Origin of the sequence: Leptolyngbya cf. ectocarpi LEGE 11479 (assembly GCF_015207065.1) — a bacterium.
In the GTDB taxonomy this organism is placed as follows: domain Bacteria; phylum Cyanobacteriota; class Cyanobacteriia; order Phormidesmidales; family Phormidesmidaceae; genus Leptothoe; species Leptothoe ectocarpi.
The window spans coordinates 1-13,472 of the sequence record NZ_JADEXP010000165.1; the positions used below are offsets into that span (position 1 = coordinate 1).

The 13,472-nt window shown below is 50.1% G+C and carries 10 protein-coding genes; all 10 read left to right on the forward strand.

What is annotated here, in order from left to right:
• A partial coding sequence (locus IQ260_RS17150) for a glycosyltransferase family protein (RefSeq protein WP_265579531.1) occupies positions 1–733 on the forward strand: 733 nt, incomplete at its 5' end.
• The gene (locus IQ260_RS17155; protein ID WP_193994332.1) at positions 721–2,001 is read left to right on the forward strand and encodes a glycosyltransferase; all 1,281 of its coding nucleotides are present in this window, start codon (positions 721–723) and stop codon (positions 1,999–2,001) included. The genes IQ260_RS17150 and IQ260_RS17155, both read left to right, overlap by 13 nt.
• Before the next feature lie 53 nt (positions 2,002–2,054).
• The gene (locus IQ260_RS17160) at positions 2,055–3,215 is read left to right on the forward strand and encodes a glycosyltransferase family protein (RefSeq protein ID WP_193994333.1); all 1,161 of its coding nucleotides are present in this window, start codon (positions 2,055–2,057) and stop codon (positions 3,213–3,215) included.
• Between the two features lie 111 nt (positions 3,216–3,326).
• On the forward strand, positions 3,327–4,517 hold the full coding sequence (locus IQ260_RS17165) for a glycosyltransferase (protein ID WP_193994334.1): 1,191 nt from the start codon (positions 3,327–3,329) through the stop codon (positions 4,515–4,517).
• Positions 4,518–4,921: 404 nt separating this feature from the next.
• On the forward strand, positions 4,922–6,001 hold the full coding sequence (locus IQ260_RS17170; RefSeq protein WP_193994335.1) for a glycosyltransferase family 2 protein: 1,080 nt from the start codon (positions 4,922–4,924) through the stop codon (positions 5,999–6,001).
• Between the two features lie 79 nt (positions 6,002–6,080).
• The gene (locus tag IQ260_RS17175; RefSeq protein ID WP_193994336.1) at positions 6,081–7,928 is read left to right on the forward strand and encodes an ABC transporter ATP-binding protein; all 1,848 of its coding nucleotides are present in this window, start codon (positions 6,081–6,083) and stop codon (positions 7,926–7,928) included.
• Complete coding sequence (locus IQ260_RS17180; protein WP_193994337.1) at positions 7,918–9,000, forward strand: histidine phosphatase family protein; 1,083 nt, start codon at positions 7,918–7,920, stop codon at positions 8,998–9,000. Before IQ260_RS17175 ends, IQ260_RS17180 begins: the two co-directional genes overlap by 11 nt.
• A gap of 644 nt (positions 9,001–9,644) precedes the next feature.
• Positions 9,645–10,778, forward strand: coding sequence for a glycosyltransferase family 2 protein (locus IQ260_RS17185; RefSeq protein ID WP_193994338.1), 1,134 nt, complete (start codon positions 9,645–9,647; stop codon positions 10,776–10,778).
• A gap of 166 nt (positions 10,779–10,944) precedes the next feature.
• The gene (locus IQ260_RS17190) at positions 10,945–11,565 is read left to right on the forward strand and encodes a chemotaxis protein CheB (RefSeq protein ID WP_193994339.1); all 621 of its coding nucleotides are present in this window, start codon (positions 10,945–10,947) and stop codon (positions 11,563–11,565) included.
• Positions 11,562–13,412: a CheR family methyltransferase gene (locus tag IQ260_RS17195; RefSeq protein ID WP_193994340.1), complete on the forward strand. Its 1,851-nt coding sequence runs from the start codon at positions 11,562–11,564 to the stop codon at positions 13,410–13,412. The genes IQ260_RS17190 and IQ260_RS17195 overlap by 4 nt, the downstream gene beginning before the upstream one ends.
• Positions 13,413–13,472 lie beyond the last annotated feature (60 nt).

Genomic DNA, 13,472 nt, shown 5'->3' on the forward strand with positions numbered 1-13,472 from the left:
GGTATGGGTCGTGGGCACCCCTGAGATTTTTGACCTGCCTGACGAATATCAGTTTCCTCTACTGCTGCAACGCAAGGTAAAATTCTGCAGCTATCTCAGCCGAGGCTGTGGCCGAACGCCCAGAGCGACCCTCCGTCAGCAGCTAGGCGTTTATCCAGAAGAGCCACTAGTGGTCGTGACTCCCGGTGGCGGTGGCGATGGACAGCAGCTGATCAAAATCTATCTCGAAAGCGTCTGTCAACAGATTGCCGCCGATAAATCCGTACCCAAAACAGTAATTATTGCCGGACCCGAGATGCCTGCTAAACAACAACAGCAGTTTCAATCTGAAATAGCCTCCTATCCCAATATTCAACTTCTAGAATTTAGTGACGATTTAATTAGCTATCTCAATGCCGCCGATGCCGTAGTTGCCATGGCCGGCTATAACACCACCTGTGAGATTCTCTCGCTGCGTAAAGCTGCTGTTGTTATTCCTCGCACGCGCCCTGTGCAAGAACAGTGGATGCGCGCCAAACGGTTTGCCGATAGCGGTTTACTATACGCCATCCATCCCCAGATGCTCACACCTCAGAAGCTGTACCGCACTCTTCACCAGGCCCTGACTACTAAACCATTTGCCATTAGCAGCTTTCGCCTTGACGGACTTCCCCGCATTGCCCAGCTAATACAGGACCTCTGCCCACCTCCCTCAGTCAACCCTACTCTAGCTGAACTACCATGCGTCCTTTAATTGGGTTTTTATTAAAAACCTATCCCAAACTGTCAGAAACCTTTATCCTCAACGAGATATTGGAGCTTGAACGACAGGGTCTGAATCTCCACATTTTCTCGCTTAGACGCCCTTCTGAATCTCGCATTCATCCCGGTGTCGCTCAGGTCAACGCTCCGGTTACCTATCTTCCTTCACTTTTGCCTGAGTATAGTCAAGCGATAGAGAAAGAACTTCTTGACGCCCACATCAAACTATTTCAACAAGATGGTAATCATTATCTCAGCACGCTTCAGTTTTACCTGAGCCGTCACGAAGACCGACGGCTGCACGAATTTTTACAAGGCGGCTATCTCGCCTGGAAGCAGCAGCAGCTGGCCATTACTCACCTCCATACCCACTTTGCCAATGTGCCCACCGCCACTGCCGAAATCGCCCAGGCATTTTCTGGGCTGTCCTACAGCATCACGGCCCATGCCAAAGACATTTATCTCACTGATAATGTTGCCCTCGATCGCCGCATGGCCAAGGCAGAGTTTGTCCTCACCTGTACTGACTACAATCGACGCTATCTTGAACAGATTTCCACCTCCCGTACGCCTATTCATCTGGCCTACCACGGCTTAGACCTATCTCGTTTTAGCCCTGAGCCCAGGACGCAATTATCTAAAATTCCCTTAATCCTAAGTGTGGGTCGCTTCTGCGAGAAAAAAGGATTTCCCTATTTACTAAAAGCCTGTTATCTACTCAAGCAGACGGGGATGTTCTTTCGCTGTGCCATTGTCGGCTATGGTCCTCTAGAGAATGCTATTCGACAACAGATTAAACAGCTAGGTCTCTCCGACCACGTCACCCTGGTGGGTCAGCTCACCCAGAACCAGCTAATTGAGTATTACCAAAAGGCCAATATATTTGTTCTGCCCTGTTTAGTCACTGATGATGGCGATCGCGATGGTATTCCTAATGTATTGCTAGAAGCCATGGCGATGGAAATACCGGTGATTTCCACCGATATCTCAGGCATTTCCGAACTGGTAACGTCTAACGGCAATGGCGTACTCGTCCCCGAAAAAGATGCGCTTTCGTTAGCGCAAGCCCTAGAGGCTCTAATTCGTCAGCCTAAGCTGAGAACAACTCTGGGTATAGCCGGTCGTTTGACCGTATTAGAGAATTTTGGTCTTACCAGTAACGTGGGAGCCGTCAAAAACTGGCTGATGGAGGCAGTCAAGCAGCCCATGAGACCGCAGAACCGGGTGCTGGGTGATTTGCTCAAGCTGGCGACGTCTTAGGACAGGGTTCAATACTCAATCAATCTCGATCTGTTTTTTCAATCACACACACTATGAAAACTCTACTGTTTTATTGTCAGCACATTTTAGGTATCGGCCACTTGATTCGTAGCATGGCCATTGTCCGAGGCCTGAGCCCAGATTTCCAAGTTTACTTTGTCAATGGTGGGGAAGTAATTCAGGATTTTCCCATACCTGAGGGGATTGAAGTCATTAACCTACCGGCGATTAAAACAGATTCTAATTTTCGGGAGCTGCAGGTGCCAGCCGGATTTACCGATATCGATGCGGCACTGGCCTATCGCCGTGAACTGCTGCTGGAAGTGTGCGATCGCATCCGTCCTACCGCCGTCATGGTAGAACTTTTCCCCTTTGGCCGTCGTCGCTTTTCCACCGAGCTGATCCCCCTACTAGAGCGAGCCAAAGACTATGGGGCTAAGACCATTTGCAGCCTGCGCGATATTGTCGTCACCAAACAGGATCAGGCTCGCCACGAAGTAAAAGTGTGTAAGCTGATGAACCGTCACTTTGACCAGCTGCTAATCCACGGCGATCCTGACTTTGTCCCCTTAGAAAACAGCTTTTCTCGGGTGCAGGATCTCACCTGCGATGTGTACTATACCGGCTATGTTGTTCCAGATATGGATCGCCAGTTTGCCCCCAGAACAGAGGCAGACCCGCCAACAATTCTCGTCAGCGTCGGCGGTGGTCGCTTTGGCCATGAATTACTAACCTGTGTTGCCGACGCCAGCCAGTTTCTAGCCGATCAAATCCCCCATCACATCCAGATGTTTACCGGACCCTTTGCCCCAGATGATATTTTTGGGCGTTTGAGTGCGATCGCAGCGCTACGTCCCAATCTAACCGTACAGCGCTATACGCCGGATCTACTGAGCTACATGGCCAAAGCCGATCTCTCTATTAGCATGGCCGGCTATAACACCACCCTCAACGTGCTACAGACCGGTGTTCCCGCCATGCAATTACCCTTTACCGGCAACGATGACCAAGAACAGCGGCTGCGGTCAACCCGTTTAGAGGAACTAGGTATTGTCAAAGTCATCGCTCCAAACATGCTTGAACCCACACTATTAGCCCGTGAAATCATCAAAGCCCTGGAGCATCGCCCCACCCGCAACCATTTCTGTCTGCGAGGAGTGGAAACAACAGCCATTGAAGTCAAAGCCCTGGTTGAGCAAGAAGCCCTAGTCTGATTTTTCATAACCGTTCCACAAACCTTTTGGTTGCGTAGAGTCGAAGCACCGAGTTGGCTGAGCGGAGTCGAAGCCAACGTTCTCAACACCCTATCTAATCTCCCCAAATCCATGACTCAATCCAAAGTCTGTATTACCACCCTCGAGTTTCCCCCCGACGTCGGCGGAGTAGGTGAATCTGTTGCCCGTATTGCCAAGCTATTACAGTCCATCGGCTACGAGGTTCATGTTGCCGTCTTCCATTCTAAACAGCGTAAGGCCGAAGGCTACCATCGCTCAGACTGTAGTGCCACCAATCAGGACGGCATTCAGGTCCACCGTTTGACCCCCGCTAGTCGGTCTAATACTCCCATTTTGCAAGACTACCGCAGCGAGATTTATTTTCAGCTCAAACAGCTTCACTATCAGTACTGGTTTGACCTGTTCCATGGATTCTTTATTAATGAAACCGGCTTTATCACCACCCTGCTAGCCAAAGAAGAACAGATTCCCATTATCAATAGTGTGCGAGGTAGCGATTTGCACAAACATGTGTTTAGCCCCAAACAGCACGGTCAAATCAGCTGGATTTTAGAAAGCTCTGACTGGGTCACATTTGTCAGCCGAGACCTCCAAAAACGTGGTCAAGTGCTTGTCCCCGCTATCAAAAACAGATCTAGCGCTTTCTGGAACTCAATTCAACCGGTCGAATTTTCTGGACACTCCACTCCGCCCCTGGCCAGTCAGCTTAAGGGATTGGTGATCGGATCCGTGGGTCGATTTCGGGACAAAAAAGGATTGGAGTATCTCCTAGATGCCTGCGCCGATCTCAAACAAACATTACCTATCACACTGCTACTGGTGGGCGATTTTGCCGAACGAGAGCGGCCTTACTGGGAAGCCGCTATCCGCGATAGTGGCATGGCAGACAACACTGTGCTTACTGGCATGGTGCCTCGCACCGAGGGCATGGCCTATCTGCGCTATATGGATGTCTACGCCATTCCGTCTCTCCATGATGGATGTCCCAACGCGCTGCTTGAAGCGATGTTAGCAGGGAGAGCCATTATCGGTACCAACGTAGACGCCATTGGTGAGATTTTAGAGCATAGCTATAACGGTCTGGTCGTATCCCCCGGCTCTAGTAGCGAGCTGAAGACCGCCATTCTTGAGCTAGCACAATCACCTGAGCTACGACAGCGCCTAGGAAAAAATGCCCAAACTACTGTTCGACAAGAACTATCACCGATCGTTGAACAACGGAACTGGGCTAAGGTCTACCAACAGGTTTTGGATTGCCCTCTGACCGTATTGGTCTCTTAGGTGTCGTTAATGCTTAACTGCATGAGTTGTCTGGCTTCCCCCTTTTCAAGCTGCCGTGTATACACAAGTCGAAGAGTAAGCTCAAAGCTTCGAGCCCTCATCCCCCAACCCCTTCTCCCCCAGGGAGAAGGGGAGCTAGACTCAAAATCCTTCTCCCCCAGGGAGAAGGATTTAGGATGAGGGGTAATGCAGGAGTTAGAGCTACTTTCCAGTTCAATCTTCTAGATGTGTATACACCGTAGCCTTTTCAAGGAGGATTGAGGGGGATCGGCGAAACCTATCAATGCTGAATGATCCCCCCTAGTCCCCTTCAAAAAGGGGGAAATACCAACGCTATCAAGTTTTTTGCAACAGCTCCTTAATTTTAGCCGTTTGTTTTAACAACCGATTTCAGGAGATTTATCATGACTTCTACCATTGTTACAGCCTCCACCGCAACACCAGACTCCACATCTCAACCCAGCCTTACAATTGTGGTCGTCCCCCGAGAACGATTTAGCTACAGCCAACAGTCTCTAGAGAGTATATATCAACATACCCAGATGCCCTTTGAGCTGGTTTATGTAGATGGAGGCTCTCCCATGGCTGTCCGAAACTATCTACATCAGGCGGCGCTAGAAAGAGGCTTTACCTTAGTACGCACCGAACAGTTTCTAGCCCCCAACCAAGCTCGAAATTTTGGGCTCAGCCAGGTCAGTACAGACTACGTACTCTTTATCGACAATGATGTTTATGCCTCTAATGGCTGGCTAGAAAATCTGTGGCAGTGTGCCCAAGTAACCGATGCCGCTGTTGTCTGCCCTTTGACCTGTATTGGTAAGCCATTGCACCAAAAGATTCATTTAGCAGGTGGTGAGGCTCGCATCTTTACTGAACTCAAGAGAGACAACGTCCGTCGTCGAGTCCACGAAAAGCATTACTTTGTTAATCGTGCTGTGGCTGATGTACAAGATCAGCTACAGCGCCGTGCCTGTGAGTTTGCCGAATTTCACTGCATGCTAGTTAAGCGCTCAGTTTTTGAAGAGATTGGCCCCCTGGACGAAAAACTGCTCAGTACCCGAGAGCACATCGATTTTTGTCTACAGATCAATCAATCAAGCGGTCAAATTTACTGTGAGCCTAGTTCTGTTGTCAGCTATGTGCCAGATATTCTCTATCGTTGGTCAGACTTGGCCTTCTTTATGCTGCGCTGGAGCGATGATTGGGAGGTCAAGAGCCTAAAACATTTTCGACAGAAGTGGAATTTAGATAAGGATAAGTACTTTAAAAAACGATACCAGCGTCTAGGGCATCGTCGACATTATGCATTTTTGCGGCCATTAGTCCGGACACTAGCCTGGGGACGAACCATACCCTGGCTAGAGAAGTTGGCAATTCGCTTGGAGCGTCAGCTAAATCGGATCATCACTGAACGCTATGAGAGTCTGTATGGCGATAGACTACAAACTCGACCGCAGGAAATAATGAGTAAGCCGTCTGGGTAAAAAAGAGATAACTCCCTTTTACGATGTGAAGCATAACAGGGCGCAGCGTAACACCCCACCAAACATCCCACCCAGTACCATGGCCAAACGAAAATCCTTTACAGCCTCCCTCCCCAGCCTTCAATCCATCACCTATCGCTTTTGGCCTCATATCTGTAAACAATCTCACCTACTCATCGGTGCATTCTTCGCTCTCCTGGCAGAAACAGGTCTCCGTCTGTTGGGCCCCTGGCCACTCAAGCTCATGTTTGACCGCGTTATCCTCCCCACCGGGTTCAACGTCCACGGTCATAATATTGAAGCTCTAGCAGAGTTCTCACCGCTCCTAGTCCTGACTATCCTTGCCGCTGCTCTCGTGGTGATTTCAGTTGGCCAAGGGACCGCAGCCTACTTTAGCACCGTTGGTATGGCCGTAGCCGCCACCCATGTGATGGCTGACATTCGGAGTCAGCTGTATAACCATATTCAGGCCCTGTCGCTGTCTTTTCATACTCAGGCAAAGAGTGGCGATCTGATTACTCGGGTTACCTATGACATCGAGAGACTGCGAGAGGTGACTGTAGTGGCAGCGCTGCCGCTGGTGACTCACTTTCTCACTCTGATCGGTATGGTAGGGGTGATGTTTTGGATCAATTGGGAACTGGCGCTGATTGCGATCGCAGTTCTACCCTTCTTTATTCTCACCACCACCACCATGTCAAAAAAGATCCATAAGGTGGCTCGCACCCAGCGCAAACGTGAAGGAGCCATGGCCGCCTCTGCCGCTGAAGCCATTGGTGCGATCAAGGTGGTGCAGGCCCTATCCCTACAGGATTTTTTAGGAAAAACCTTTGCTAAAAACAATCGTAAAAGTCTCAAAGAAAGTGCCGAAACCCAGCGACTGCGAGCCGGACAGGAGCGTCTCGTAGAGGCATTGGTGGCCATCGTTCAAGCCTTGGTGCTGTGGCGCGGGGTGCAGCTAGTGCTAGCTGGCAGTGCTACACCGGGCGATCTGCTGGTGTTTATCACCTATCTAAAAGTCGCCTTTAAGCCCATGCGCCAGCTGGCCAAGTACACCGGACAAATTGCCAAAGCTGTTGCTTCCGGTGAGCGTGTGATTGCCCTGTTAGATACGGTGCCCGATGTCCGTGACCTTAAGGGAGCTAAATCCGCCCCTGCGTTTCGTGGTGATGTGCGCTGTCAAAATGTTACCTTTGCCTACGACCCAGAAAAGGGAATTCTACGCAATCTCACCTTTGCCGCTAAACCTGGAGAACAGATCGCCATTGTCGGTCCCTCCGGTGGTGGCAAATCCACATTGATCAGTTTGTTACTACGATTTTACGACCCGATTGAAGGGGGTGTACACATCGACGGTCACGACCTGCGGGAGTATACCCTGACGTCGCTGCGACAGCAGATCAGCATTGTGCTTCAAGATAGCGTTCTGTTTGCCACCAGTGTTCGCGACAATATTGCCTATGGTGCCCTGGGAGCCAGCAATGTGGAAATTGAGGCAGCGGCACGCTTAGCCAATGCCCACGACTTTATTATGGAGCTGCCCCAGGGATATGACACCATTCTCGGCGAGCGGGGAGCCACTCTCTCCGGTGGTCAACGACAGCGAATTGCGATCGCACGCGCCGCCATTCGCAAAGCACCCATTGTCATCCTTGATGAGCCCACCAGCGGTCTTGATAGCACCAACGAAGCCCTTGTCAGCGATGCGCTTAACCGACTCACCCAGGGCAAAACCAGCTTCTGGATCTCTCATAATCTCAGCACCGTTCGGCATGCCGACCAGATTCTCTATATCGAACATGGTCGCATTTTAGAACAAGGCACCCATGGCCAGCTAATGGCTCAGGCCGGTCGCTATGCCCAAATGTATCGTCTGCAGTCCGGTAGTTATTTGTCAGATTTACCAGCAAGAAGCCATGCACCCTGATTGTTCACCCAGTCGGATTATCCTTGTTCGCCATGGGCGCAGTACCTTTAATGATCAGGGCCGCTACCAGGGCAGTTCAGATGAGGCCGTACTGACTCTAAAAGGAATTGAAACAGCTCGCCAGGTAGGAGACTATCTGCGGCATATCTCCATTGATGCTGTGTATACCAGTCCCCTGATGCGGGCAAAGCAAACCGCCGGAGAGATTCTCAAAGCCATGGATGATAAGCAGACCATCTCCGTAACCGTGAGTAACTATCTTCGAGAGATTGATCTGTCTATATGGGAAGGACTCACCTACGAGTATGTGCGTCACCACCACAAAGATACCTATGCCTGCTGGCAACAGCACCCTGATGAATTTAAGCTACCAGCTGCCGACGGCACCTATCATTTTCCCATTAACGATCTCTATAAACGAGCCCAAACGTTTTGGGCTGGCCTGCCCTATGCTGCAGGTAAAACTATATTGGTGGTTAGCCATGGCGGGACAAACCATGCCCTGATCAGCACGGCCCTGGGGCTATCTGCAAAAGATCACCACAGCCTACAACAGTCTAACTGCGGTATTAGCATGTTGGAATTTTCAGGACAGCAGGTGCAGCTCAGTCAGCTCAACCAGACTACTGCCATCAAAGAAACGTTGCCCAAACTAAAGGCTGGGAAAATAGGTCTACGATTGTTGTTATTGGCAAAGGACGGGCTGACTGCTACTGTCTGTGACCGGCTGGCCCACCGCCTTGCTGACGTTAAGTTAGACTTTTGCCTCGCGACAGGTCAGAGGTGGCTGCCGACCTTACTGCAATATCATCCAAGCATCACTTGGTTTTCAAATGAGCGAGAGAACTTTCTCCAAGACTGGCAAGGGGTGCGAACTAGCTCTTTTTATTCTACTGAAATGCTGAGAACTGGGATTGCGATCGCACCCGCGACCCACATTCAAACCCTACTCATGAAAACCCTAGGCGGTCATCCAGACACCGCTACCAGGCTTGCTCTCAAACCCGGCCACCTGAGCGTCATCCACTACCCCAAAAATCACCGCCCCATTGTCCAGGCAATCAATATCTAATTCAGACATTCCATGGAACGTCTCTTCCCCCAACGCTCGTGAGGTCTTTGAAGAAATAGCATCAGTAAAAATACGGCATCTAAATACATAGAAGACTACATCAGCATTCGTTAGCTAGATCTCTATAAAACCCTTTACTATTGATCAATATAATTTGAATGAGGCCCCAAAGCCCCATTTATGAAGGATTTACTAAAAATACCCATTTATACTGAGTTTTCTTGATGAGAACTAGCCTATGATTTAAAAAGATAGCTAAGGATTGCTGATATGCCCCCACAGCAGAACTTAGGCTTCAATACTGGCTGATTTTCATGAAGATAGTCTCATGCTCACTTCATGACACTCTTAGTTTCGTCTGTCATACTTTTCAGTAGTATCGCTCAATGGCACTACTGGAGCGTTGAATTAACATTATATATTTTCTCAGCCTGTCTGAGAAAATAATGCATCAGGGAAAATATAAGGGTGTTGCTGATCCTCGCTATGATTGCATCTGTAGAATGCTGGCTAGTGGCACATTTTACAGGCCGAGTCATCTCTTATCTCAGCAACGAAATTAAAAGCGCATCTGGATTCAGGTCCACGGTTATATCGACCGCTACTGTCCCATTGTCCTCGCTGTTAATTTTTGGATAGTTCCCATGACTGCTGCAACACGTCTTACCACAAGTGCCGCGCCTGCACTAAAGCCATCCATTACTATCGTAGTGGCCCCGCGAGAAAGATTTAGCTATACGCAACAATCTTTAGAAAGTATCTACAAATACACCAACATACCGTTTGATTTGGTGTATATTGACGCGGGTTCTCCAAAGCATATTCAAAACTATCTGTTTCGCGCGGCTGCTAAAAGGAGATTTACCTTACTACGCACTGATAATTTCCTCGCTCCAAATCAGGCTCGTAATCTGGGGCTCAGTCAAGTGACCACAGACTATGTGGTCTTTATTGACAATGATATTCATGTCTCTCCTGGTTGGCTAGAAAAGCTGTGGCAGTGTGCCCAAGAGACTGACGCTGCCGTTGTCTGTCCGCTTACCTGTGTTGGCAAACCGCTGCATAATCACATTCACCTAGCAGGGGGCGAGGTCAGAATTTTTATGGATGCTAAGGGCGACCAGATTCGACGACGCGTTTATAAAAAAACGTTTCTTGCCAATCGTTCTGCCGCTGCAATTAAACATCAGCTATACAGACGTGCCTGTGAATTTGCAGAACTGAACTGTGTGCTGATCAAGCGCGATATTTTTGAGCACATCGGCCCCTTGGATGAACAGCTCCTAAGCACCCAAGATGACATCGATTTTTGTCTGAGTGTTAATCGTGCTGGTGGGCAGATGTACTGTGAGCCAGCGGCCGTTGTCACCCATGTTTCTCCGGTGTCCTATCGCTGGTCAGATTTAGCCTACTTTATGCTGCGCTGGAGCGATATTTGGGAAGTTGAAAGTCTTATGCATTTTCAGCAAAAATGGGACTTAGATATGGACGACTACTTTTTACAGCGCTATAAGCAGCTAGGTTATCGTCGTCACCGAGCATTTTTGTATCCGCTGTTGCGTCAGCTCACAGGAGGGCGTGCTGTTCCTTGGTTAGAGACCATTACCATGGGCCTAGAGCGATGGTTTAACCAGGTGATTGCGGACCGTCATGGGCAACTGCCCAATAACACGGTCTATAGACTAACGCCTACGGCTACGCGAGGTGTTTGCCAAACGTCGACTCCGCAAAAATTACAACGGTTGGCCTTAAAAAGACGCAAGATACAACACGTCTGAATCGAGCGATTCTTGCTTTCGATCAGCAACGGCAATCGTTTTGTCAGTGTTCTCTGAGGGGGACGCAGGATATGCTAGTAAGAAGAACCATTGAGATGCAAGGGAAACTTGCTGTAATGACATTGGATGTCTTCTTAAAACGTTTCAAGTTAAACGTTTTGTAACTATGAGCGTGCCTAGCTCCAGTGACCCAGCTGTATATGAGAAAGTGGCGTTTGAGATTATTGCGATCGCAACCTCAGCCGGTGGCCTGAGCGCCCTCAGTACGGTCCTGGGTGGGTTACCATCTGACTTTCCCGCCGCCATCGTCGTTGTTCAGCATTTGGACCCTCGCCATCGCTCCCTGATGGCCGATATCCTCAGCCGCCGCACCCCCCTCACCGTTAAACAAGCCGTCATAGACGACCGGCTGCAGCCAGGCACCGTCTACATCGCCCCGCCCAATCGGCATCTATTAGTCAACCCAGACGGTACCCTATCCCTGACCCAGACCGAACTGGTTCACTTTGTCCGGCCCTCAGCCGACCTGCTGTTTGACTCCGTGGCCGCTAGTTACCAAGACCGAGCCATTGCTGTCGTATTGACTGGCACTGGCAGCGATGGTGGCATGGGGGTGAAAGCCATCAAGGAAATGGGCGGCACTGTGATTGCTGAAGATCAAAATACCGCCGAATTTTCGGGGATGCCCCAAACCGCGATACGGACGGGCTCAGTGGACTTCGTGTTACCGTTATCTGAAGTTGCCCCTGCTTTAATGACCCTGGTGGCGGCCAGTGACGCTGAATGAATCCTCAGACTCCCCAGGACGACTCCCAAATCTTTGAAACCCTGCTAGAGTTTTTGAGACAAACTCGCGGGTTTGATTTTACCGGGTACAAACGGTCGTCTCTGCAGCGGCGGGTGACCAAACAAATGCGCACCCACAATATTCAGACCTTTGGGGACTACCTCGACTATCTAGAGGTCCATCCCGAAGAGTTTACGCTGCTGTTTAATACCATCTTGATCAACGTCACCTCGTTCTTTCGGGATCAGCTTGCCTGGGACTACGTGTGGCATGATTTATTACCTAGTTTACTGAGTGCAAAAGCACCGGACGAGCCCATTCGCATGTGGAGTGCAGGCTGTGCCTCCGGCGAGGAAGCTTATACTCTAGCCATGATCCTGGCTGAAATTTTGGGGCCAGGGCAGTTTCGCCAGCGAGTCAAAATCTACGCTACCGATGTGGATGAAGAAGCCCTAGCAGAAGCCCGCCATGCCAGCTACAGCGCCCAAGACCTGGAAACCATACCCCAGGCCCTGCGAGACAAATACTTTGAACCCCTAGCAGAGAACTATATTTTTCGCACAGACCTGCGCCGCAGCGTGATTTTTGGCCGCCATGACCTGGTGCAAGATGCCCCCATTTCTCGCCTTGACCTGCTGCTTTGCCGTAATACCCTGATGTATTTCAATGCCGAAACCCAGAGTCGGATTTTGGCCCGGTTTCACTTTGCCCTTAACCCATCAGGGGCGACTTTTTTAGGTAAAGCAGAAATGCTGCTCACCCATGCCAATTTGTTTACGCCCATCAATCTGCAGCACCGCATCTTTAGCAAAGTCTCCAGCGTGAATATGCGCGATCGTCTCCTAGTCTTGGCCCAGGGCGGCGACCAAGAAGCAGGCGGTCGCCTAGCGGTGCAAGTCCGGTTGCGGGACGCTGCCTTTAACGCCAGTGCTGTGATCCAGCTGGTGGTGGACTTTAATGGTCACCTTGTGATGGCTAATCATTTGGCGCGTACTACGTTTAACATTGGTCTTCAAGATCTGGGACGGCCCCTGCGGGATCTGGAAATTTCCTATCGGCCCCTAGAGCTGCGATCGCTCATTGAGCAGGTTTATAACGAACAGCAATCCATCCAACTCAAAAATGTGGCGCGGGTCTTGCCAGATGGAGCCACCCAATTTTTAGACGTGCAGCTCGTACCGCTGCGAGAAACCGACAGTGAGCTGATCGGCGTTAGCATTTCCTTCCTCGATGTCACCCGTTACCATGAGCTGCAAACTGAGGTACAACGTTCAAACCAGGACTTAGAAACTGCCAACGAGGAACTCCAGTCCAGTAACGAAGAATTGGAAACCACTAACGAAGAGCTGCAGTCCACCAACGAAGAACTGGAAACCACCAACGAAGAACTCCAGTCCACCAATGAAGAACTGGAAACCATGAACGAAGAACTCCAGTCCACCAATGAAGAACTGCAAACCATTAACGACGAACTCCAGCTGCGGACCGATGAGGCCAACCAGGCCAATGCCTATCTAAACTCAATTTTGGCCAGTATCAAGGCTGGTGTAGCGGTTCTCGACCGGCAATTTAACATTTTGACCTGGAACCAGGAAACCGAAGATTTTTGGGGTCTGCGTACTGAAGAAGTCGAAGGCCAGTCCTTCTGGAATTTAGATATTGGTCTACCCGTCGATCAGCTCCGAGACGCCATTCGCTCCTGTCTCAACGGTGAAAATCGGGTGGAAGTGGTGCTCGACACCATCAACCGTCGCGGCCAATCCTTTAGTTGTCGAGTCACCTGTACCCCACTGATTGGCGTTGATAGCGAACGTCAGGGCGTTATCCTCCTGATGGAAGCGGCTTAACGAAACACGCATACTCTACCCGGTACTACAATCGGCCCCATTCCCCCCCCAAGGGAGGGA

Bases quoted from the DNA above. Each gene is read 5' to 3' on its own strand.
- IQ260_RS17185 (WP_193994338.1), top strand. From the start codon at position 9,645: ATGACTGCTGCAACACGTCTTACCACAAGTGCCGCGCCTGCACTAAAG.
- IQ260_RS17170 (WP_193994335.1), top strand. From the start codon at position 4,922: ATGACTTCTACCATTGTTACAGCCTCCACCGCAACACCAGACTCCACA.
- IQ260_RS17165 (WP_193994334.1), top strand. From the start codon at position 3,327: ATGACTCAATCCAAAGTCTGTATTACCACCCTCGAGTTTCCCCCCGAC.
- IQ260_RS17175 (WP_193994336.1), top strand. From the start codon at position 6,081: ATGGCCAAACGAAAATCCTTTACAGCCTCCCTCCCCAGCCTTCAATCC.
- IQ260_RS17190 (WP_193994339.1), top strand. From the start codon at position 10,945: ATGAGCGTGCCTAGCTCCAGTGACCCAGCTGTATATGAGAAAGTGGCG.
- IQ260_RS17180 (WP_193994337.1), top strand. From the start codon at position 7,918: ATGCACCCTGATTGTTCACCCAGTCGGATTATCCTTGTTCGCCATGGG.
- IQ260_RS17155 (WP_193994332.1), top strand. From the start codon at position 721: ATGCGTCCTTTAATTGGGTTTTTATTAAAAACCTATCCCAAACTGTCA.
- IQ260_RS17195 (WP_193994340.1), top strand. From the start codon at position 11,562: ATGAATCCTCAGACTCCCCAGGACGACTCCCAAATCTTTGAAACCCTG.
- IQ260_RS17160 (WP_193994333.1), top strand. From the start codon at position 2,055: ATGAAAACTCTACTGTTTTATTGTCAGCACATTTTAGGTATCGGCCAC.